This is a genomic window from Candidatus Saganbacteria bacterium (assembly GCA_016223245.1).
In the GTDB taxonomy this organism is placed as follows: domain Bacteria; phylum Margulisbacteria; class WOR-1; order XYC2-FULL-46-14; family XYC2-FULL-37-10; genus JACRPL01.
Window position 1 is genome coordinate 66,922 of the sequence record JACRPL010000021.1, and the last position, 22,834, is coordinate 89,755.

A 22,834-nucleotide genomic window follows, 5' to 3' on the forward strand; every position below is an offset into this window, starting at 1 on the left:
ATTATCTTTTTCTCTTTGGCCCGCATATATATCGACAGCCCCCACCGAAGATTTCACTATGGAACAAACTATTTCCCAACTATTTTCCCAACTATTTCAAATGGATACGAGATAATTGATCTGCATAAGCGCTGATTTCTCTGTGTTCAATAAGCCCTTCGATCCATTCATTTGGTATTACTGTTAATCCATTATGTGCTGCGCTTATTGCTCCAGCTAATCCTGCAATGCTATCGGAATCTCCTTGCGTATTGACCCCGGCAATAATTGTTCTTCTAAAATCCGGTAAGCTTTTCAAAAAGCAATAAATTGCCGATGGAACCACTCCAAGCGCTTTCATTCCAGTTTTGACTTTTTTCCCATCAATGTTGCTTGGGATTTGGTTTAAACCATCTTCTGTAGATACTTGCATCAATGACGGCAATCTTCTTATTTCAAATGCCATTTTTGGACTTTCATTTTCTATATATTGCGCCGTTCTTTCAACAATTCCCTCTACTGAATCCGGAAGCCGGCTTAAACGACCTTGATTAATAAGATATGCGATCGCCAAAGCGCCGCCGAGCGCTTCCTTGCCTGTTTTTGTGATCAATGTTACAGCTCCTACGCTTTTTCTTAGCAATGCAAGGTCATCAATAATTAAGCCCAAGGGCACAACTGCGGTTGCCGGCCCACAGCCGTCGCTTTGGTTTGCCGCTAACCGCCAATTTAGCCCCGCATATAACCTTCTATAAGATGTAAGAGTACTATTAGAATAACCGACATTCCTGGTCAAGCCCATGTCAAGCTTTAAACCAAAAGCCGCAAAAATTCCGGCCATGTCGTTTGGATCGATCTTTCCAGTGCGAATGATCGACTTGGCAACCATAAGGGCCATTTGGGTATCATCCGTATAATCGCCGGGAAATAATGGGCGCACAGGATCTTTCAAAAAACCGTCTACATATCCTATCCGTCTGATTTCTTCAAGCGATGAAAATTCTACTGGCGCTCCCATCGCATCGCCTATTGCTTCGCCAAATAAAACAGCTCGATGAATATCGAAAGAAGTTGGACTCGACAATTCGACATTCACCTGCGCTTTTGGATAAAGAAAAGAAAAGGACGTTTCTCTTATCGACAAAGCGGCATCCTCTTCAAACTCCTTTATTAAATTCAAATCACCGAATCTGCCCAACATGTGTACCGCAAGATTCTTTATTGCTTCAGGGCCTTGAAGTCCTGTTTTTATTAAGGGTACGATTCCGGAAACAATTCTTTGCATTTGCATTATTGAAGCAAGCATCCAGTTTTCGGATTTTTGCGTTCGCAGCAATCTCCCGAGTTCAGCAATATATTTATGGGGATCAGACGCTCCCAAGGAAAGGGCGGAAAACCAGCGGACTTGGCCATCGGGATCTTGAAGCATTGTTTTCAATGTTGCGGCCGCTTGTTCCTGCTCAACCCAAGCCATCATTTTTTTTGATGTTTCCCTTCGGACTCTTGAGCTTGGATCAGAGCTCAAAGGTAATATTGCCGCAAGATCTTGTGCCGCTCGAATAGAAGAAAGCTTCGCCTCAATAATAGGATTAGCTCTATAATAAGTTCTTAGCATTGCGCTTTTTGCGCAAGATGCATATATTTGCATGTGTTTGGCCTCACATATATATCGGCCCCCCTCATCGAAAATTTCATTTTCCAACCAACTATTTTGGAAAATATAAGTGTTGACTCTTTAACCTTCCCCGCCTAAAATCAAATCATGCCAACGATCGCGCAAAAAATAGCCGATATAAAACAACAAATATCTTCAACTATCACTCTGCTCGCTGTTGTGAAAAACGTCTCAACTGAAAAGATCTTTGAAGCGCTGGATGCCGGGATAGATACTATCGGCGAAAATCGCATCCAAGAAGCATCGGAGCGAATCCAGGCGATCAGGCAAAAATATCCAAATATCAAAATCCATTTCATCGGCCATCTGCAATCCAATAAGATAAATCAAGCTCTTCAAATGTTTGATGTTATAGAGTCTGTCGATAGTTTTGAATTGGCAGAAGCAATAAATAAGAGGGCGGAAAAGCCAGTCGAAATTTTTGTTGAAGTTAATACTTCGGGTGAACAAAGCAAAAATGGCGTCGATCTTAAAGATGCGATCGACCTTATCGATAAAATTTCAACTTTTAAGAATTTAAGGCTTACAGGCCTAATGACAATTGGCGCAAACAGTTCCGATGAAGAAAAAGTCCGGGCATGTTTTAGAAAACTTCGAGAAATTAGAGACGAATCAAGCAAAAAGGGGTATACTAATATCGTCCATCTTTCCATGGGAATGTCGCACGACTTTCCTATAGCAATTGAAGAAGGTTCTGATATAATACGGATAGGAACAGGGATCTTTGGAAATAGGAGGTAATTTGAATGGAAAACTTATTGAAACGTGCGAAAGCTTTTATCGGACTTGAAGAGGGAGATGAAGATTTTACACCTAGCGACAACACGCGCCAAATGGAAATCACTCAAGTATTCAAAGCAAGACGCGAAAAAGAAAATCACAACGGGAATTTCGACGACGCATCCGAAATTATTGTGTATGAACCAAAGATATATGAGGACTCGCTCAATATATCGGGCAATTTGAGGCATGGCAAACCGGTCATTATTAATCTCAAGCATTTAGAGCCCGCCGAAGGAACAAGGCTGATCGATTTCATTTGCGGCGCGGCTTACGCGATAGACGGCCATATGATGAAGATCGGTGAATCGATCTTTTTATTTACCCCGGGATCCATAAGAATAACCGATGCCGAAGAACGCTCATCGCTTGGAGAGGAGATCTCGTCCATTGAGTCCCAAAAAGAAAGTTTTTTCTCGCGCAGATAGGCTCGCGTTCATCGGAGGAGGCAAGATGGCGGAAGCCATCATTTCCGGCCTTGTTGGATCAAAGAGCGTTTTATCTTCACAAATTATTGTTTCTGACATTAATGAAGAGAGGTTGATCTATCTTCACGATGTATTCGATGTTGAGACAACAAAAAGAAATCAAAAAGCCTTGGATGAAGCAACAATTGTAATATTGGCCGTTAAACCTCAAAGTTTTTCAGAAGTTTTATCGGGGCTGGATTTTTCTGGCGCAAAAATCGTTATATCTATTGCCGCGGGGATCACTATAGGATATCTTGAAGCGAAAATACAAAACAAGCCTATTATCAGGGTCATGCCGAATAATCCCGCTTTTGTAGGCTCGGGAATAACGGCTATCGCACTTGGATCTTGCGCAAAAGAAAGCGACTCCAAGATCGCTGAATCTATCTTTAAAACTGTAGGCGAAGTTATCCATGTTGAAGAGCCTGATATGGATGCTGTTACAGGCATGTCGGGTTCAGGACCGGCTTTCGTATATTTGTTCTGTGAAGCGATGGTCGAGGCCGGAGAAACTCTCGGGATCACAAAAACAGTTGCCAAAAAACTGGCGATCCACACATTGCTTGGATCGGCCGAAACACTGTTGAAAACAGGAAAAGATCCAAAAGAATTAAGGGAAATGGTCACATCTCCCAATGGCACGACCAAGGCAGGTTTAGGCGTGCTTTCCGAAAAAGGGTTTAACCAGGCTGTGATTGATGCTATAATAGCAGCAGCCAAGAGATCCAAAGAACTAAATCTCTCCACTTAAATAATATGTCGCTATTAATTGCAGGAACAGTCGCATTAGATTCAGTAGAAACACCGTTTGGCAAGAAAGATAATATCTTGGGCGGGTCAGCCGTCCATGCATCGATTAGCGCAAGTTTTTTTACCGATATCGTTCTATCCGGTGTTATCGGAGAGGATTTTCCATCCGAACATCTTGATTTTTTAAGATCAAAAAATATCGATGTCTCGGGGCTTATTGTTGATCCAGGCAAGACATTCAGATGGGCGGGCTTTTACGAATACGATATGAACCAGGCCCATACGCGAGATACGCAATTAAATGTATTGGCAGGATTTGATCCCAAGCTTTCAAAAAAACAAAAAGGTTCCGATTTCGTTTTTTTAGCCAATCTTGATCCTGATATCCAATTAAAAATTATCGGCCAATTGGAAGGGCCAAAGATGGTCGCGGTCGATACTATGGATTTTTGGATCAAAAGCAAACGCAAATCGCTCCACGAAGTCATAAAGAAAGTTGATTTTGTTCTGATAAATGAATCAGAAATAAGAATGTTCATGGAAACGCCGAACATTCCGCTTGCCGCAAGAAGGCTTTTGGAGCTTGGGGCAAAGGGTGTTATCGTAAAACAGGGTGAACATGGAGCGCTGGTTTTTTCCGATGGAATGCATTTCTCCGCGCCTTCGTATCCGCAGGAAATGTTCCGCGATCCGACCGGAGCGGGGGATTCGTTCGCCGGCGGGTTTATGGGGCATCTTTCGAAAACAAATGATATCTCGCAAGCAAATATACGAAAAGCTGTGATATTGGGATCGGTCATGGCTTCGTTTAATATTGAAGAATTCAGCGCGGACCGCATGCGCTCGCTTAAGATGCACGAAATATTGGAAAGATTCGACGAGTTTAAAAAGTTTACGGAATTTTAGGAGGAAAAAATGCTCGAGCAATTTCAATTTGTAGGACGAAAGCTGTTTGAAGAAGGATTAGTCGGGTCGCACAACGGAAGTTTAAGCGTTAGAGAAGGGGACAAGATAGCTATTACGGTCAAGAATGCGATGCTATCCGAAATAAAAAAAGAAGATATTATAGAAGTCCCGCTTGAAGGCGAAATCCCTGCAAATGCCCCATTCGACCTTCCGGTCCATAGGTCGATCTATGCAAATACTAAAACCCAGGCAATAGTCCATGCGAAATCCCCGTATGGCATTTCGATCTCGATCCATGAAGAAAAGATAATCCCCCAAGACCACGAAGGCAAACAATTTTTAAAATCAATTCCCGTCATCCGCGTACGCGAACCCATAACAACGGAAGAAGTTATCAGGTTCTTAACGCCGACGTTCAAGAGCGGCTATAACGCGCTGCTTGTCCGAGGTTTTGGAAGCTATGCGGGAAATTCAACCTTAGAAAACGCATATAGGTTGACATCGATCCTTGAAAATTCATGCAAGGTAAGCCTTTTATCAAAAGCGCCGTCAACTCCGCCTCCCGCTCCAAAAAGAGAGGATAAGCGAGCGCCTTACAGGTCGGCGATCCCGCCATCGATCGGGGTCATGGACCGGTCTTATAACAGGGACCGCGGTAAGAGATGACGATCGATGACCTTAAAGCAAAACTAAAATATATAAAAGATCCCGATCTTTCCCTTCTCGATAGAGTTTACAAATTCGCGGAAGAAAAACATCGCAATCACAAAAGGCTTTCAGGCGAGCCATATATTTCGCATCCACTTGCCGTTGCCTCTGTTTTGACCGATCTCGAACAAGACCTTCCGACTATTTGCGCGGCGCTCTTGCATGACACGATAGAAGACAGCGGCGTTACATTTGTGGAAATTTCCGAAAAATTCTCGCCAGAGATCGCAAAGCTTGTTGAAGGCGTCACAAAATTGAGCCAATTGATCTATGAATCAAAGGAAGAAAGGCAAGCGGAGAACTTTAGGAAAATGTTCATGGCAATGGGCGAGGACCTTCGGGTAATTGTGATCAAATTGGCGGATCGTTTGCATAATATGCAGACATTGAAATATTTATCGCAAAAAAAAATCAAAGAAACATCCCTTGAAACCAGGGAGATCTTTTCCCCTTTAGCGCATCGCTTGGGCATGTGGAAGCTTAAATGGGAATTAGAAGACCTGTCTTTTGGTTTTCTTGAGCCCGATAAATATGCCGATATCCAAGCAAAAGTTTCTGAAAGCCGCGAGGCTCGTGAAGCATATATAAAGAATTTCGTCGAAAAACTAACTGAAGTTTTAAAAAAAGTAAGCCTTATATCCGATGTTTACGGCAGGCCAAAGCATTTATTTTCAATTTATCATAAAATGGTCGATCAAAATTTGGATTTCTCCGAAATTTACGACCTGACAGCTGTTAGGGTAATTGTCGAATCAATAAAAGATTGTTACGCGGTATTGGGCATCGTTCACGCTACTTGGAAGCCCATACCAGGAAGATTCCGCGATTATATTGCTGTCCCAAAGAGTAATGGGTACCAATCGCTGCATACAACGGTTATTGGGGAAGAAGGAAAGCCTGTTGAAGTGCAGATAAGGACTCGGGAGATGCATAGGATCGCCGAGTATGGAGTTGCCGCCCACTGGGTATATAAGGAAGAAGCGACAGATAAGGCATTCGATAAGAAAATGGCTTGGTTCAGACAAATGCTTGAAACCCAGACCGAACTCAAAGACGCCAAAGATTTTCTTGATTCGCTAAAGATTGATCTTTTTGTCGATGAAGTATTTGTTTTTACCCCAAAAGGGCAAGTCATTCAAATGCCGATCGGGGCTACTCCTATCGATTTTGCGTACCATGTCCATACAGAAGTAGGCCATAGGACAGCGGGGGTCAAAGTCAATGGCAGGATACTTCCGTTGGATTCAATTCTAAAAAATGGGGATATAGTTGAGATCATTACTTCAAAGATCGGGAATCCGTCGCTTGATTGGCTTAATTTCGTTAAAACTTCCGGCGCCCGCACAAAAATTAAGGGTTGGTTCCGCAAAGTAAAGAGGGACGAAAGTATTGAGAGGGGGAGAGTACAGCTTGAAGAAGAGCTTAAAAAATTCAGGCTTCATCCAAAAACCGTTCTTATCTATGAAAATATAAAAAATTTCATAGCTTCGCAAAAATTAAAAACAGAAGACGATTTTTTCGCGGCGATCGGATACGGCGATATTTCGGCATACGATATAGCTAGAAAAATGCATTCTATCCTAAAACCGGAAGACAAAGAAGAAATGACCGAAAAGCCAAAAACAGTTCGTCCTCGAAAGAGAAATATTGTTCATGGTGTAAACGTGTCCGGCTTAACAGGCGTCATGGTCAAAATGTCAAAATGCTGCAGGCCGCTGCCTGGGGACGATATTATCGGATTTGTGACCCACGGCAAAGGCGTTGCTGTCCACAGGAAGGATTGCGCCACACTGCTTCGCAATAAGCCCGATCCAAAGAAGCTCGTCAAAGTCGACTGGGAATTGTCAGCGGATATTTATTATCCTGTTGAGATCGAAATTGAAGCATTCGACAGGGTGGGAGCATTGAAAGATATCATGACCCAAATATCCGAAACAAAGACGAACGTAGCCTCGGCATACATTAAAACAAAGCGCGGAAGCACTGCGTTTTTGCGAATTGTTGTTGACGTAAAAAATGTCGATCAATTGCAGCTTGTAATGCAGTCCCTCCGCAATGTTTCCGACGTTTATGACGTCAAGCGGTATGATATAATCAAGTGACAACTCACCCCCTTAATCCCCCTCTCTTAATAAGAGAGGGGGAAACCGACGAAGTCGAAGGGGGTGAGTTAGCAGATTTATTTATGATAAAAGAAGCAATAAAGAAAGTAATCGACGGTAAAAATTTAACGGAAGAAGAAGCCTCGCTTACCGCAAGAACCATCATGAGCGGGGAAGCGACTCCCAGCCAAATAGGATCCCTTTTAACAGCTTTGCATATTAAAGGCGAAACAGTTTCCGAGATCACGGGATTTGCAAGAGAAATGCAGGCATATGCCCAAAAAATCGAACCTAATGTCTCTAATTTAGTGGACACTTGCGGTACAGGCGGTGATTCTTCCCAAACATTTAATATTTCAACGATCTCTGCATTAGTAGTAGCCGGCGCAGGTGTTCCTGTGGCAAAACACGGGAATAGATCGATCTCGAGCAAATGCGGAAGCGCCGATCTTCTCGAGGCTCTAGGCGCCAAAGTAGACCTTCAACCGGAAAAAGTTAAAGAATGTATAGAAAAGATCGGATTCGGGTTCATGTTTGCGCCTATTTTCCATCCAGCGATGAAATACGCGGGTCCTACTAGAAAAGAAATTGGTTTCAGGACAATATTTAATGTATTAGGGCCGCTAACAAATCCTGCCCAAACAAAAAAACAAATTATCGGAGTTTATTCAGAAAAGCTTGTTGATGTAATAGCTGAAGTCCTAAAAAATCTTGGCATAGAGCACGCCATGGTTGTCCACGGGATGGATGGACTAGACGAGATATCCTTGTCCGATAAAACTAAAGTCGCTGAACTGATTAATGGGAAAATTAAAAAATATTTTGTTTCGCCTAAAGATTTTTATCTGAAAAAAGCCGAGAAGAATATCTTCAAAGTACAGAATGTCGAAGGATCTAAAATTGTCGCGTTGTCGATATTAGAGCGGCGTGAAACGGGCCCGTTAAGGGATATTGTAGTACTAAATGCCGCGGCGGCCATCTATTTAGCCGGATGCGCAAAAGATATTAAAGAAGGTTTCAAATATGCGAATGAATCGATAGATTCAGGCGCCGCATTTAATAAATTGAATGAAGTTATAAAATTCACCCAAGGAGCATAGCGTGTTTATAAAAACCGAAAAATTGGTGAAATCTTATAATAAGAAACGCGTAGTCGATGAAATATCGATCGAGGTGTCGCAAGGCGAGATAGTCGGCCTATTGGGCCCGAACGGCGCCGGCAAAACAACCACTTTCTATATGACCGTAGGCCTTGTTAAACCGGATTCGGGCAATGTTTATCTTGGCGAGCAAAATATCACGAACCTTCCGATGCATAAAAGGTCCCAGCACGGGATAGGGTACCTCCCGCAGGAAGCCTCTATCTTCCGCAAGCTTACAGTCGAGGAGAATATTTTGATTCTTTGGGAACTGATGCCGCAAATCCCAAAAAAAGAATATGAAGAAAGATTGGTCGCACTTCTTAATGAACTTGGCGTCACGCATTTAAGGGAGCAAAAAGCATATACGTTATCGGGCGGTGAATCGAGGCGGGTAGAAATTGCGCGCGCCTTGGCAACGGGCCCTTCTTTTTTGCTTTTGGACGAGCCGTTCACGGGGATCGACCCTAAAACCGTGAATGATATCCAGCAGATCATAAGATATTTGAAGCAAAAAGGGATCGGGATATTGATCACCGACCATAATGTCAGGGAGACTCTTGCAATAACAGACCGGGCATACATCATTTCAAAAGGAAAAATACTTGTTTCAGGCAATGCAAAAACAATATCTGAATCCGATGTCGCCAAAAAGTCTTATCTTGGAGAGCAATTCACTTTGTGATAAAGACAATCGATAAATATATCTTCAAAGAGCTTATCGATCCATTTTTTTTCGGTTTGCTCTCTTTTTCATTGATACTTTCCGCATCAATGGTCCTTTTCGAACTCGTCCGCGCTGTCGTATTACAAGGAATGCCTCTTTTGACAGCCTTTAAGGTTTTTATTTTCAGGATGCCGTCGGTTGTCGTGTATATTTTCCCTATGGCGACGCTTTTGGCCGCGCTTCTGGGATTTTCTAGGCTTTCGAAAGATTCAGAAATAATCGCCTTCCGCGCTTCCGGGGTCTCGCTCTACAGGCTTATGGTATCTGTCATCGTATTCGGCCTTTTGGTTTCATTTATTACACTTGCTTTCTACGAAGTAGTTGTGCCCGAATCGAATAAGACCGTGAAAAACCTTCTCCTCGAAACTGCCGCTAATAGGTCCCCCAAGATCGAACAAAATATCTTTGTTCCCGAGATGCAGGCAGGCGCTTTAAAGAGGATATTTTACGCACAAAAAATGCAGGGCAGCAATCTTTCCGGCGTCATTGTTTCCGAATTCGACAGCGGAAAGCTAATCCAGATCGTGAACGCGAAATCCGCACTATGGAACAAAGAAAAGAACCAATGGCTGTTTCGTAATGGGATAGTTTATCTTTTATCGGAAGCTGGAGAGTATAAGCATCTGATAAAATTCGATGAACAATATGTTTCGATAAAATACACTCCGGCCGATCTATCGGTCGGCGACAAGTCGCCTGACGATATGAACGTAGCCGAACTTCGTGATTACATAACACTTAAAGAAAAAATGGGTATTAAAGTTATGGATTTTAAGATCCAGCTTAACATGAAGATGGCTATCCCTTTTGCGAGCCTTGTTTTCGCGCTCCTTGGCGCCCCGCTCGGGCTTTCGCCTCGCCGTACATCCTCTTCTATGGGGCTTGGTCTTTCTATTATCGTTATTTTTGTATATTATGTTTTAATGTTCGCGTCGATCGCCCTTGGGGAGCTTGAGATCGTATCACCGGGCTTGTCCGCATGGCTTCCGAACATTATAACTCTGGGACTGGGCTTTTTGATACTTCGGCGCACGGCAACATCATGACATACGCATTCGCGATAAAATTATTATTGGTCTTGTTCTTTCTCTCGGGCATAATAGCCTACGTTGGAAATGTCATAGGCCGGGCTTTCGGGAAAAGAAGGCTATCGATATTCGGCCTGCGTCCTAAATACACGGCGATGGTTTTTACGATAGTTTCCGGCATTGTCATCATGGCTCTGACTTTTACGACCCTGATCGTGATATCGGCCGATGTAAGGACAGCGCTTTTTGGCATGGAAGAATTGAGAGGGCAGATATCGCAAACGCATGCCGAATTGGAAAAAAACAAGAAAGAATTATCGAAAATCAGCAATGATCTGGCATTGATCCAGATAGAAAAATTAAATCTGGAGAAACTTAGGGACAGCCAACGGAAAGAATTGGGCAAGCAAACTTTGCAATCGGTCGTTTTCTTCGCGAATAAGACAGTTTATACGACATCAATTAAAGGCGGGCAAGGCAAGAGTGTTGCTGAAAAAGAATTAAAAGAGATACTCTCAAAACTTGACAAAGAAGTCAAGAAATATAAAATCCAGGATGTCGAGGTGAACAAAGCCGATTTCAATTCAACGGTTTCATATATAGCCAATATGTCTTCAAGCGTACTTTTAAAGATCATTTCAGTAAAAAATGTTGTCATGGGCGGGAATTTGCCTGTCGTATTTGATGTGTCGCAAAATAATCTGATCTTCCATGAAGGGGACGAGATATTGAAAGTTAAAATTTCAGGCTTGCTTCCGCTCTCCGAGATCGAAACCAAATTAAAAGAAATAATCCAAGCAGCCGACCTTATTGCGGCAAATCGAGGGATATCCCCAAGTTTAACTGGCGCAATATCGGATGTTCCATACACTGATATTTTAGATTCGGCAAAACGTATAAAAGGCTATGGCCGAGTGGCAAATATTAAAGCCATAGCTGCGCGAGATATTTTTTCGATCGGTCCCCTCCAGATAAGATTTACGGTAGATATATGATCCTCGCCCTCGATCCCGGCCTCCTAAAATGCGGATTAGCGGTGCTCGACGCGTCAGCCCATGTTCTCGATAAGAAAATAATTGAGATCAAGACGCTCGATTTTGAAATAACGTCTTTTGTCGCAAAATACGCCGTAAATACCGTCGTTGTGGGATCGGGCACTGGATCAAAAGAAATACAAAAAAGCATTTCAAAATTAAACCTTCCCGCCGATATCGCAACTATTCGGGAGGCCAATTCAACACTTGAAGCAAAAAAACTATATTTCAGAGAAAATCCGCCAAGTTTTTTTATGCGGCTTATTCCGATCTCTCTTCAGACTCCACCGCGGCCGATAGATGATTATGCCGCCATAATTCTAGGGGAGCGGTATCTGAAAGGTTAAATAGCCCCGTTCATTTAGCTTTAGTTTCTTTAATACTCTTCCATATGGATCGATAAATCCTGATATGCCTGTGTTTGCGCATTGGATAACAGATCTCCTGTTCTCGATCGCGCGAAATATAGCCTGGTTGAAGTGTTCATAAGGAGCGCTGGAATCGTAAAACCACGCGTCATTGGTAACGACCAATAAAATATCCGCGCCTTCTTTTACTTTTTGCCGCGCCATTTCCGGGAATGTTGATTCAAAACATATTAACGCCCCGAAGTTTATGCCTAAAACTTTGATCGGTCTCTTTTCTGGCCCGGGATAGAAATCATTGTCAAAATAATTTGTCATCTTTAAAAACGGGTAAAGGATGGGCCTGAAAGGCAGGTATTCGCCGAATGTCACTAAATGCTGTTTATCATATCGTCCGACGACTTCACCAGAGGGTGAAATGGCTGCGATCGAGTTGTAGGCTTCTTTTTTTTCGTCAAAATTCGGTGTCCCGATCATAAGATATGCTTTTGTATCTTTGGCTAGCCGTTTTATTTTATTCATATAAATCTGATCGTGCAATAAATAACTGAATACCGTCGTTTCTGGCCATATGATGATATCGGGGGATTCCTTTGCAGCTTGGAGCGTAAGGCCCGCATGGATGCTAAAATTCTCGCCATTAAAACTTGATGACATTTTCTTTTCCTGGGAGATATTGCCTTGGATAATAGCGATCTTAATAATTTTATTTTGGAAACCGCGACGCTTGTCCCGATTCCCACATCGGGATTTAGTCGCAGGTTTCCCATTCGAGGCCAAAGAATTGTTCTTCAGCTCCAAACTTCCATAGATCAACGCCGCGATAATTAATATTACAGATGATATTAGTAATATCGGGTTCTTTTTTGCGATAAGCTTCGCGCATGCGATATTAAATAAAATTATCAAAAAAGACACTCCAAAAACCGTAAAGATCGAAGCGATCTGTATCAAGGGAAGAATTTCAAACTGCGAGTAGCCGAGGACTCCTTCCGAAACGCCGAAAGCGCCCATCCCGCGCGCATATTCTATCGCAACCCACAGCAGCGCCTGTAGGAAAGTTAGGTTGATATTTAGTTTCTTTGAGAGATATGCAAAAACGGCTAAAAATACGGATTGGAAAAGGGCAAGGGTTATCCATCCAAGGACCGCAAAAAAACCGACAAAACTCGTCAAAGTATTTATCCAAAAGAAACTGCAGCCAAATAATAATATTCCAAATATAAAGCCAAATAATGCGGATCGTTTTGGACTTTTGCTTTTTTCGATCAAGATCAATAGCGGGATGATCGCAAACCAGGCAATGATAGAGTAAATCACGGCAAACTTATCTTCCAGCTTAAAATATCGAGCGCGGAATTTAGGTCGGAGCTTGTTTCGTCGGATTTTGAGATGACCGTCCCCTTGATCGGCTCAAAATTGTTTGTCGGGGGCGATATCCTGTCTTTTAGGACTTTGAGGGAATTTTGCGGGTATGATGCCGCGATAACATCTATATATAATTGTTTCGGCAATGTTGCGCCAAAAAGCCTGTCGAGGCGGACAGTAAATGCAAGTTTATTGGTAACAGTTCCAAGTCCTGAAATGAGTTCCCTCGTGACAGCATTGGTCGCAATAAAAGGGCCATTTACCAGGGAATATCCTTGGCTATCGATAACTACATAGCTTGACCAAGTGGAATAATATTGGCTGAAGTAATCTGATATTGATTTTGCGCCTGGCTGCGGGGCAGAGCCAGGTTCCAAAAATTCATCTTGGCTATCTGGCGGGGGAAGAGGGATTTGGTATGATTCCATCGTAGAAAATATAACAAAATACCTGTTGTTTATTACATCGGCCGAGGCCCCGAGGGTGATTTCAATATTCAATTCATTCCCGAACGTTGGCATTGTAGTAACGGTCCTTGAGCAACCAGCTAAGATAAAAATACTAAATACTAATATCGAAATTCTAAACAAATCCAAAATTCTAATGTTTGTTTTCATCTCTTTGGCGACTCCATTTGAGTTTGTTCTTTTAGCGCTTTGTCAAACGTGTCAAAATAGAACCCTCGGCCTGTCTTATAACCGATCGGATCTCCCGGGAAAGCCTTAAGCGTGAACATCATTGCTATTTCCTTCCTGTAATCGGAATACGTATAGCTTATTTCCCAGCAGTGCAGATCCTTGGCTATCATGATATCACGAAGCTTCAGCTCTTTTGAAGCCGGTTCATATACATAGCCGTATTTGAATTTCCAATGGTTGCCCCAATCTTTCTCGTCGGCGGTTTCCAGCTCTAAAAGCATATTCCCGTATTTTATGCCGCCAAAGTTCAGGTCGTTCACAAAACTTAAATTTGTCGAGAACTTGTCCCAAGGGAGCAGCCTGATATTAGAGCTTAGGTCGAGGTATTTTTGGTTTTCGATATCAAAACCCGATACAAAATTCATGTTTACGGCGTTTAACGGGCGGATCATCATGGAAGAGTCGTAATTAAAATATTTATTCGTCTCATAATTGTATCCGCATGAATTTGTCCAATTCCAATAGTTCCCATAATAAAAAACCAACGTATCTCTTATATTGTGGTATTTTGTGGAAAATTTATCAAAAAAGAATGGCGAGTTCCCGTCGGATATACCCCTGGAATAACTCAAGTCATTTCTCATGAAATCATATCCCTGCGTTGATAAACCCGCATCTTCCCTGAATGCGTTCATCGCGTCGCCCGGGTCGTACAAAAATTGGTCAAGCCCAGCGCCAAGCCTGAAGGTTGTTCCCAAACCTAATGGGATCGATTTGTTGGCATTTATGGCCGCCTTATACCTCCCTGTCGAATAATCGCGGTTCGCGTTAATGCCCGACGCGTAATGTATTTCGTGGAACCATCCGTAATTGAGCGAAGAGCTAAGGCTTACAAGTTTTAGGTCGACAGGATTTAAGTTCAGGGTTATTTCTGGCTGTGTCTCAAGATATTGGTCGTTTGAATCCCCCGTATACAGGTTCCTATCAAGATCGATATGGGCGTTCTCGTAAAGCCGAAGATTATAAAATGAGCCTGAATTAATTATTTCGATATTCGGTTCGAACAGTTCGTCGCCGTATATCCCTGCGTTTTGTATGGCGCGGTAATATGCAGCATTAAAATTAAGCCTTGTGTTCCCAAGCGGAAGCTGCTGGCTATGGGACAACCTTTGGGTGTTCCTTATATATCTTCCGTCCCCTTTGCTTTGGTCCAAATTGAAGCCATAACTTGTATTGGCAGACGAAAGCGAACGGTTGACCGAAAAGTCCAGATGTTCCTGGTTTCCGGCGCGGTTGTCGAAAACATTCATTGTAGAACTAAAATTTGCGTCAGTAGTCCCTGTCCCCGTATGGTTAAGGTTTATCGAATATGATGTTTGGCTTAGCCTTCCAGCGGGGATCTGATACATGTTGTTAAGCGCAAAAGCAAGCCCGAGCTTTGTTTTATCATTTATCCCGATGTTATGGTTTATTTTTGCGACCCAATCGGTCAATCCAGCGTCTGCTTCTTCAACATGATATAAATATAATGACCCGTTATTGTTTTGGTTGTTGTAATCATATGTAAATCCCTGTCCCGAGCTTTTTTTCTGCATTTCATCGAGAAATATCTGGCCGTGGGGGTATCCCCATGTTGTTTTGATAAAATCACCTTCCACATCGTTATGCCCAAACGACCAATTCCGGTCGCGTTTGCCATGCAAGTCGTAGACAAGAAAAGGCAGCCAAAATACGGGTATATCCATGATATATAATGTGTTGCTGTAGCCTATGATCTTATCTTCCGGGTAATACTCGACGCGCTTGGATGCAGAAAAATAATGCGGGTCGGACTTGTCGCAAGTAGTGACTTTCCCTTCTTGTCCGGTCATTTTATTCCTCAAATCGTTTATTTCGTCGGCTTTTAAGTAGAGGCTTCCTCGGACATTGGATGGGGATACTATGCTTTGAAAACCTTTATAAGAAGCGGTTTCTTGGCTTACCAAATAAAGCATCGAAGCGCATTGGGCGTCGTAATCAAGGCCCGACATCAATACGTTGCCTTCAGCCGTGACAATGTTTGTTTTTGTATCCATGATGAGCGAATCGGCGCGGATCGTAACGCGATCAAGCTTGACCTCGACCGATCCTTCAGCTCGAATTATACTTGTGCCCTCAATGTACTTTAGCTTTTCGGCTTTGATATTGACTGGTATCTCCTCTTCGGCAAATGCTGTTGTTGCGATAGAAATAAATATTAATAATAATAGAAACCTTTTCACCACTTTGATTATATCAGAAAGCATGATAAAATATCATTATGCGCCTGCCTAAGGAATTCAAAAAATACTTTTGGGATGTCGATTTTAACAAGCTGTCCTATAAAAAATACCCTAAATTTGTCTTAAGCAGAATAATGCAATATGGAGATCTTTTTGCCCTTAAATGGCTGATGAAGATGCCAAAAAGAACAATTCTTGGTGTAGCGAGGACTAGCAGGGAAATTGATGACAAAACAAAGAACTATTGGGAAACAGTCTATGGGAGATAAATTCCACTTAGAGATATTGCCAAAAAGACAACGGATCTTATTTGATGTTTTTTCCCGGTCCGACTGGATATCGCAATTTTATTTGGCAGGAGGCACGTCGTTAGCTCTGCAGATCGCGCATAGAAGATCAATTGATTTCGACTTTTTTTCGGAACAAGAATTCGATACTAGGCTTGTAAAAGAAAAACTCGCAAAAATCGGCGATTACCAAATATTATCAGAGTCGGAACAAATACTTGACGGCCGATTGAATGATGTCCGCGCATCTTTTTTTAATTTGCCTTTTCGCTTGATAAGACCCGTCAAAAATTTCTGGAAATTACGGATCATTTCTAAAGAAGATGCTGCTGCAATGAAATTGAGCGCGATTTCTATGAGAGGCAGCAGGAAGGATTTTATTGATATTTATTTTCTATTAAAAGAGTTTTCATTGGAGCAAATGTTCGATTATTTTAGGCAGAAATACGGAGAAAACAAAGAAAATATTTTTTGTGCGTTAAAGGGGCTTGTTTATTTTAACGATGCGGAAGAAATGCCAATGCCAAGCATGATCCGTCATGTTGTTTGGGGAAATATCAAGAAAACAATTTTGTCCGCCCATAAAAAGTATATCGACACACTTAGAAACGAATAATTTTGTGTTTGACGACTTTCAAATCAAAGGCCTCTCCTATGATTCCCGTAAAGTAAAACCAGGCGATGTGTTTGTCGCGATCCCCGGTTCAAATGTTGACGGCTATGATTTTATTCTACAGGCGATCGAAAATGGAGCACGAGCGGTTGTGGCCGAAAAAGATTTTCCCGCGCCGTCACATGTTCAAAAATTAATTGTTCAGAATGCACGGCAAGCATTGGCGGAACTTTCAAATAGATTCTATGATTATCCGTCAAAGAAGCTCAAATTGATCGGTGTAACCGGGACTAACGGCAAAACAACGATCTCATATTTGATCGAATCGATATTAACAACTGCGGGTTTCAAGGTTGGATTAATTGGGACGATCGAAACAAGAATAGCCGGCAGGCCGATCGAATCAAATCTAACAACTCCGGAATCCCTAGAACTCCAAGCCTTGCTCTCGCAAATGGAAAAAGAGGGCGTTACGCATGTTGTTATGGAAGTTTCTTCCCATTCTTTAGCACAATATCGGGTTTACGGATGTGGGTTCGATGTAGCGATCTATACCAATTTAACCCATGACCATTTGGATTTCCACAAGACAATGGGACAATATTTAGAAGAAAAGAAAAAACTTTTTAGGATGCTTAAGCCTGAAGGCTTGGCTATTGTGAATATTGATGACCCATACGCGAACGAAATAATATCCGAGGTCGAAAATGAAGTAATATTCTATGGCATAAAAGAGGCTAAGCATGAACTTAAAAGCGCAAAATATAGTGAATTGGACCTTCAGTTTAAAGATTATTCTTTCGATCTGGACCAAATGCGCATAAAGATCGATTCTTTGGAAATAATGACTCAATTGATCGGTACATATAATGTATATAATGTTTTGGCGGCATATCAGTGCGGCCTTTCTTTCAATCTAAGCCGCGATATTATTAAAAATGGTATTGAGAAAACAGTAGTGTCTGGGCGGATGGAAAGGATCGAAAACAATAAAGGCATCAAGATAATTGTAGATTTCGCACATTCACCTGATGCTCTGCAAAAACTTCTTGAAACCCTTAAACCATATGCTAAAGGCAATCTGATATTAGTTTTTGGTTGTCCTGGCGATCGCGATCGCGATAAGCGCCCGATCATGGGGAAAATTGCTTCTGATTTGGCGGATCACGTGATTGTAACAACAGACGATCCGCACACCGAACCTCCTGGTCAAATAATATCTGAGATATTAAGCGGAATGACAAATGACAAATTTCAAATGTCAAATTATGAAGCAATTCAAGATCGAAGAGATGCGATCGAAAAAGCTTTGAGTATCGCCAAGAAAGGAGACATTTTGGTCATCGCGGGCCGCGGGCACGAGAAATTTCAGGATTTTAGTGGGAAGAAGGTTCTGATCGATGATAGGGAAGTTGTGAGGGGATTTTTTAGGAGCGATAAAGTTGGAAAAAGTTAAGGTTGCGATAATTGGCGCGGGGGTCGTTGGGCTTGCAATTGCCGAAACTCTTTCAAGAAAGATCGACGGAGATATTGTTGTCTTTGAAAAGCATGATAAGTTCGGGCAAGAAACAAGCAGCCGCAACAGCGAAGTGATCCATGCAGGGATCTATTACCCAAAAAATTCTTTGAAAAGCGCATTATGCCTGCGCGGCAATAAAATGCTATATGACATATGTAAAAAAGAAGGCATCAAATATAAAAATTGCGACAAATTAATTATATCAACTAACGATAGCGAAGCAAAAAGGATCCTGTCAATTCACGAAAACGCGGTTTCAGTTGGCGTTCCAGGGCTAAGTCTTCTTACAAAAAACGAAATTGCCGATCTTGAGCCTAATATTTTCGCATTAAATGGAATATTTTCTGAAACAACGGGGATCATTGATTCTCACGGGCTTATGAACTACTTGTGTAAATCTTCTGAATCAAATGGCGCGATGTTCTCGTTTGGAAATGAAGTCACAGGGATTGTGAGGAGAGGGGCGGGAGGAGGGGGCCTGCCTGCCGGACAGGCAGGGAGTAGCACAGATTCTGGATACATATTAAGGACAAGTGATGGCGAAGAAATTTTATCGGAATTTGTAATTAATTCTGCGGGGCTTTTGTCTGATAAGATCGCCCGAATGGCAGGGTTTGATATTGATGCTTTGCACTACAACTTGCATTTTTGCAAAGGAGATTATTTCTCGATCAAAGGTTCATCAGGAAAACTAAATCATCTTGTGTATCCTGTTCCGCATGAAAAAGGGCATGGATTGGGGGTTCATGCAACGCTTGATCTGGATGGATATATTAGGCTTGGGCCTGACACCGAATATGTTGATAGAATATATTACGATATCGATCCAAAAAAGAGATTGGATTTTTATAAGGCGGCTAAAACATATCTTCCTTGGCTAAATGAAGAAATGCTGGCTCCAGATACTTCCGGAATGAGGCCAAAACTCCAAGGCCCAGATGACGCCATGCCTGACGGCAGGCAGGGGTTCAGGGATTTTATTATAAAAGAAGAATCGGAAAACGGATTTCCTGGATTTATTAATCTGATAGGAATTGAATCTCCCGGGCTAACGAGTTGTTTGGCTATTGGAAAATTCATCTTGAATTTGTTATAATAGATTGAGCGAGGTGCTTGCAATGGGAATTACGTTTATCGAAGGAAAAGTTAAAGGTCCCGACGGAATCGAAAAAAATGTGCGTTTTTTGGTTGACAGCGGCGCTACCTATTCATTGCTTCCCAAAGTGGATTGGCAGGAGATCAATTTAACGCCGAAACGCGAGGTAACTTTTTCGCTGGCTGACGGCAGTAAGATAATGCGAAAGGTTTCGGAATGTTATTTTGAATTGCCTCAAGGGGAAGGACATGCGCCGGTAATTTTGGGCGAGAATGGCGACGAGGCTCTATTAGGAGCCGTGACGCTTGAGGTCTTAGGCCTGGTGCTTGACCCGTTTAAGCGGACACTGCAGCCAATGCACATGCTGTTAGCATAATAAACCAATGTCTGCTTGATCAACCATTTGTAGGCTAGCTTTGCCCATGGTATAATTACTAAATTAAGAAAGCGAGGGAATAATATTGTTTAAGAATAAGGCTATGTTGAAGTATTGTTCGGTATTTCTTTTATTGATCTTTTCCTGCCCTTGTTTTGCTGAAGTCCAAATATCAGATGTGTTATCGAATCCCGCGGCAAGGCAAGCCGCTCAAGATTATATAAACACCCAGAATCCAGCACAAGATAATGTTAATGTCGCAACAGAAAAATATACTTCTGAAAATAGAGCTGTTAATGCCCAAAAAGGTAATGCCCCAAAAAAATATTATGATGAGAATTATAATCCAACACTTGAGATAAAGGGAAAGATTTCTGGCTTGGAAGCAATGTTCTCTGAATCTGTTTCTCTTGAGGGTTTTTCTGAAATAAAACAGTTTGGGTATGATATTTTTAACAAATCCGCTTCGAATTTTATCTCTCCCCAAAAAAATACTCCGGTCGGCGATAATTATTCTATAGGGCCTGGAGACAGTTTTGATGTGACAATGTGGGGGGTTAGCGAGGGAACTTTCAAAGTTACTGTCAATCCAAATGGAGAAATAACTCTACCTAAAGTTGGCTTGGTTTCTGTCGCAGGTTTAAGTTATTCGCAGCTAAAGCCTTTTCTTGAATCCCAGCTTAATAGGTTTTATCAGGGGATAAATCTTGGGATAACCTTCGATACAATTAAAACTATACAGGTTTATGTCGTTGGCGAAGTGAAACAACCGGGAAGCTATCCTATAAGTTCTCTTTCCTCCGCATTTAATGCATTATTTTACGCAGGAGGGCCGACAAAACAAGGTTCTTTGCGCGATGTGAGGATATTGCGCAATGGAAAGGTTGTTGCGCGTTTAGATCTTTATAAGTTTCTCTTAAAAGGCGACAATAGCCAAGACGTTGCATTAAGAGCGGGCGATACTGTTTTTGTCCCGTTGATAGGCGGCGTTGTGGCAGTTGCCGGTAATGTAAAGCGTCCTGCAATATATGAGGTAAAAGGAACGGTGGATCTTTCTGATATTTTGTCTTTGGCAGGGGAAGTCAACCCTTCGAGTTATTTGAACCGCATTCAGATCGAACGGATTGTTGCCCATCAAAAAAAGATAGTTATCGACAAAGAGATATCAATTGCTGATGCAGCAGGGAATTTGGGGATCCCAGTCCAAAATATGGACCTGGTGAAAATATTCCCGATCTATGCGCAAGTGAACAATAAAATATACGTCAAAGGCGCCGTGAAATATCCCGGGAGTTACGCGTACAAAGAAGGGATTAGGCTGCTGGATATTCTAAATGAAGACGCTCTTGTTTCATATTATTATTTTCCCAAAATTGAGGTAACCCGCATAATAAGCAGCCATTCTTTTAAAATAGATATTTACGATGTTGATTATGATAAATTATTCAAAGAAAAAGATGATTCCTCAAATATTTATTTGCAGCCAGGGGATGTAATAAGCATTTTCGCTTCAAAAAAGAATGCGGAGAAAATCACAGTACAGGGCGAGATTAAGCGACCTGGTGAATATGTTGTAAGGGATGGGGAGAGGATAAGCTCTGTTCTTGAGCGCGCAGGCGGCTATAATGATTCCGCATTTTTATACGGGGCAATTTTAACAAGAAAAAATGCCATTGATATCGAATCGGAAAACTATTCCAAAATGGTCGGTAATTTGGAATTGGACCTTTTGCGCAAGCAAAGGGAGCTTTCTTCAAGTTTTGTGGTAAAAGAGGATATCGCGACCCGCCAAATGTCCTTTGCGCAGACCAGGCAAATTGTTGATTTCATGAAATCAGCCTCTATGAAAGGAAGAGTTATCATCAACTTGGATTCAATAGAAAAATTAAAAAACAGCCCGAATGATATTGAGATCGAGGATGGGGATGTGCTGTATATTCCAAAAACTCCAAAAAGCGTAATCGTCCTTGGCCAGGTTTATCACCAAACCGCCGTAGCTTTCGACCATAAAAAGAACGGCAGGGGTTATGTCGACATGGCAGGGGGGGCGACTAATACCGCGAACGAAGGGGATGCATATGTAATAAGGGCTAACGGGTCTGTTATTAGCAATCGGCAGGGGGTTAATATTTATTCATCAAAGCTTTTCCCCGGCGATACAATTATTATTCCAGAAAAGATTGATACAAGAAGCATTTGGTCTGTGTTCCAGGACTTTACCCATTGGGCTTACGAGGCCGTTGTGTCGGCAATTGTACTTAAGAAAATATTGCAGTAGAAGGGATTTATGGAAGACGAGATTAATATTGTTGATTATTTAAGGGTTGTAAATAAGAGGAAATGGGTGATCCTCATTTTTATAGTAGCTGGCGCGGCAACCATGTTTTTTCAAACATTATCTGCTCCAAAACTTTATAAGGCTGAAGTGACATTCCTTTCTTTAGGTTCGAATATTGGGAATCTGTCACAAGCTTTTTCATCACTTGGTTTAGGCGGCGGGGGACAGGGTGAAGGGGCGAATATCGACACTATATTAAAAAGCCGCACCTTATCTCGCATGGTTGCACAACATGAAGGTTTGAAAAAAATTGTATTTAAAGAATTGTGGGATGCACAAAATAATAGGTGGCTTGATAGAGAGCCTACCCTTGATGAAGCCGCTTCTGCGGTTAGTGGTGGAATTTCGGAAGGAAGCCAAACACATATTGAAGTTGTGTGGAATAATGCTGAAACTGCAGCCAATATTGCCAATACTTATGCAATAGAGCTAATAAGATTTTTGAATCAAAAATCCATTGGGGTAAACCTACAGATCTTAGATGAAGCACAACCACCAAAGGCGCCTTTTAATAAAAAATCAAATCTTAGTGCATTTATTGGCGGGATATTTGGATTGTTTATTGGTCTTTTCTTAACATTTTCATTGGAATATTGGTTAAACATTAAAAAGTAGCCGCCGCTTACTAATTCTGACAAGAATAGTTGTACTCTTGACAAGATTTGAATATGGCAT

The 22,834-nt window shown here is 41.9% G+C and carries 22 protein-coding genes; 18 read left to right on the plus strand and 4 right to left on the minus strand.

Annotated elements, in window-relative coordinates; all coding sequences use genetic code 11:
• Positions 1–91: 91 nt before the first annotated feature.
• Positions 92–1,627: an ADP-ribosylglycohydrolase family protein gene (locus tag HZC34_07605; protein MBI5701684.1), complete on the minus strand. Its 1,536-nt coding sequence runs from the start codon at positions 1,625–1,627 to the stop codon at positions 92–94.
• Between the two features lie 114 nt (positions 1,628–1,741).
• On the opposite strand from HZC34_07605, the gene HZC34_07610 reads away from it, so the two are divergent.
• The 11 genes from HZC34_07610 to HZC34_07660 all read left to right on the plus strand — a co-directional run bounded on the left by HZC34_07610 (position 1,742) and on the right by HZC34_07660 (position 11,645).
• Entirely contained in the window at positions 1,742–2,395 is a 654-nt protein-coding gene (locus HZC34_07610; protein MBI5701685.1) for a YggS family pyridoxal phosphate-dependent enzyme, read from the plus strand.
• Between the two features lie 5 nt (positions 2,396–2,400).
• Positions 2,401–2,862: a cell division protein SepF gene (locus HZC34_07615; protein MBI5701686.1), complete on the plus strand. Its 462-nt coding sequence runs from the start codon at positions 2,401–2,403 to the stop codon at positions 2,860–2,862.
• Positions 2,783–3,655 carry a pyrroline-5-carboxylate reductase gene (gene proC, locus HZC34_07620; protein MBI5701687.1) on the plus strand — a complete coding sequence of 291 codons (873 nt, stop codon included), beginning with the start codon at positions 2,783–2,785 and terminating at the stop codon, positions 3,653–3,655. Before HZC34_07615 ends, proC begins: the two co-directional genes overlap by 80 nt.
• 5 nt (positions 3,656–3,660) lie before the next feature.
• Positions 3,661–4,560, plus strand: a complete 900-nt coding sequence (locus HZC34_07625) for a sugar kinase (protein MBI5701688.1) — start codon at positions 3,661–3,663, stop codon at positions 4,558–4,560.
• A gap of 9 nt (positions 4,561–4,569) precedes the next feature.
• Positions 4,570–5,226: a class II aldolase/adducin family protein gene (locus tag HZC34_07630; GenBank protein ID MBI5701689.1), complete on the plus strand. Its 657-nt coding sequence runs from the start codon at positions 4,570–4,572 to the stop codon at positions 5,224–5,226.
• Positions 5,223–7,370, plus strand: a complete 2,148-nt coding sequence (locus tag HZC34_07635; protein MBI5701690.1) for a bifunctional (p)ppGpp synthetase/guanosine-3',5'-bis(diphosphate) 3'-pyrophosphohydrolase — start codon at positions 5,223–5,225, stop codon at positions 7,368–7,370. Before HZC34_07630 ends, HZC34_07635 begins: the two co-directional genes overlap by 4 nt.
• Positions 7,371–7,453: 83 nt before the next feature.
• The gene (gene trpD, locus HZC34_07640) at positions 7,454–8,470 is read left to right on the plus strand and encodes an anthranilate phosphoribosyltransferase (protein ID MBI5701691.1); all 1,017 of its coding nucleotides are present in this window, start codon (positions 7,454–7,456) and stop codon (positions 8,468–8,470) included.
• Position 8,471: 1 nt separating this feature from the next.
• Complete coding sequence (gene lptB, locus HZC34_07645) at positions 8,472–9,194, plus strand: LPS export ABC transporter ATP-binding protein (GenBank protein ID MBI5701692.1); 723 nt, start codon at positions 8,472–8,474, stop codon at positions 9,192–9,194.
• Positions 9,191–10,282 carry an LptF/LptG family permease gene (locus HZC34_07650; GenBank protein ID MBI5701693.1) on the plus strand — a complete coding sequence of 364 codons (1,092 nt, stop codon included), beginning with the start codon at positions 9,191–9,193 and terminating at the stop codon, positions 10,280–10,282. The genes lptB and HZC34_07650 overlap by 4 nt, the downstream gene beginning before the upstream one ends.
• The gene (locus HZC34_07655) at positions 10,279–11,259 is read left to right on the plus strand and encodes a DUF3084 domain-containing protein (GenBank protein MBI5701694.1); all 981 of its coding nucleotides are present in this window, start codon (positions 10,279–10,281) and stop codon (positions 11,257–11,259) included. The genes HZC34_07650 and HZC34_07655 overlap by 4 nt, the downstream gene beginning before the upstream one ends.
• Positions 11,256–11,645, plus strand: a complete 390-nt coding sequence (locus HZC34_07660) for a hypothetical protein (GenBank protein MBI5701695.1) — start codon at positions 11,256–11,258, stop codon at positions 11,643–11,645. The genes HZC34_07655 and HZC34_07660 overlap by 4 nt, the downstream gene beginning before the upstream one ends.
• Here the strand turns inward: HZC34_07660 and lnt are convergent.
• From lnt to HZC34_07675, 3 genes are read right to left on the minus strand one after another with little or no spacing between them, the layout of a single operon-like run.
• Positions 11,619–12,983, minus strand: coding sequence for an apolipoprotein N-acyltransferase (gene lnt / locus HZC34_07665; protein ID MBI5701696.1), 1,365 nt, complete (start codon positions 12,981–12,983; stop codon positions 11,619–11,621). The genes HZC34_07660 and lnt overlap by 27 nt on opposite strands.
• Positions 12,980–13,648, minus strand: coding sequence for a hypothetical protein (locus tag HZC34_07670; GenBank protein ID MBI5701697.1), 669 nt, complete (start codon positions 13,646–13,648; stop codon positions 12,980–12,982). The genes lnt and HZC34_07670 overlap by 4 nt, the downstream gene beginning before the upstream one ends.
• On the minus strand, positions 13,645–15,954 hold the full coding sequence (locus HZC34_07675; GenBank protein MBI5701698.1) for a hypothetical protein: 2,310 nt from the start codon (positions 15,952–15,954) through the stop codon (positions 13,645–13,647). The genes HZC34_07670 and HZC34_07675 overlap by 4 nt, the downstream gene beginning before the upstream one ends.
• Positions 15,955–15,968: 14 nt before the next feature.
• On the opposite strand from HZC34_07675, the gene HZC34_07680 reads away from it, so the two are divergent.
• From HZC34_07680 to HZC34_07710, 7 genes are all read left to right on the plus strand, one after another.
• Positions 15,969–16,199 carry a hypothetical protein gene (locus HZC34_07680; GenBank protein MBI5701699.1) on the plus strand — a complete coding sequence of 77 codons (231 nt, stop codon included), beginning with the start codon at positions 15,969–15,971 and terminating at the stop codon, positions 16,197–16,199.
• Positions 16,156–16,833, plus strand: coding sequence for a nucleotidyl transferase AbiEii/AbiGii toxin family protein (locus HZC34_07685; GenBank protein ID MBI5701700.1), 678 nt, complete (start codon positions 16,156–16,158; stop codon positions 16,831–16,833). Before HZC34_07680 ends, HZC34_07685 begins: the two co-directional genes overlap by 44 nt.
• A 4-nt stretch (positions 16,834–16,837) precedes the next feature.
• On the plus strand, positions 16,838–18,286 hold the full coding sequence (locus tag HZC34_07690) for a UDP-N-acetylmuramoyl-L-alanyl-D-glutamate--2,6-diaminopimelate ligase (GenBank protein MBI5701701.1): 1,449 nt from the start codon (positions 16,838–16,840) through the stop codon (positions 18,284–18,286).
• A complete protein-coding gene (locus HZC34_07695) occupies positions 18,273–19,445 on the plus strand; it encodes an NAD(P)/FAD-dependent oxidoreductase (GenBank protein ID MBI5701702.1) in 1,173 nt (390 codons plus the stop codon). The genes HZC34_07690 and HZC34_07695 overlap by 14 nt, the downstream gene beginning before the upstream one ends.
• A gap of 22 nt (positions 19,446–19,467) precedes the next feature.
• Positions 19,468–19,821, plus strand: a complete 354-nt coding sequence (locus HZC34_07700; GenBank protein MBI5701703.1) for an aspartyl protease family protein — start codon at positions 19,468–19,470, stop codon at positions 19,819–19,821.
• Between the two features lie 103 nt (positions 19,822–19,924).
• On the plus strand, positions 19,925–22,099 hold the full coding sequence (locus HZC34_07705; GenBank protein MBI5701704.1) for an SLBB domain-containing protein: 2,175 nt from the start codon (positions 19,925–19,927) through the stop codon (positions 22,097–22,099).
• Positions 22,100–22,108: 9 nt separating this feature from the next.
• Positions 22,109–22,774: a hypothetical protein gene (locus HZC34_07710; GenBank protein MBI5701705.1), complete on the plus strand. Its 666-nt coding sequence runs from the start codon at positions 22,109–22,111 to the stop codon at positions 22,772–22,774.
• Positions 22,775–22,834: the final 60 nt, after the last annotated feature.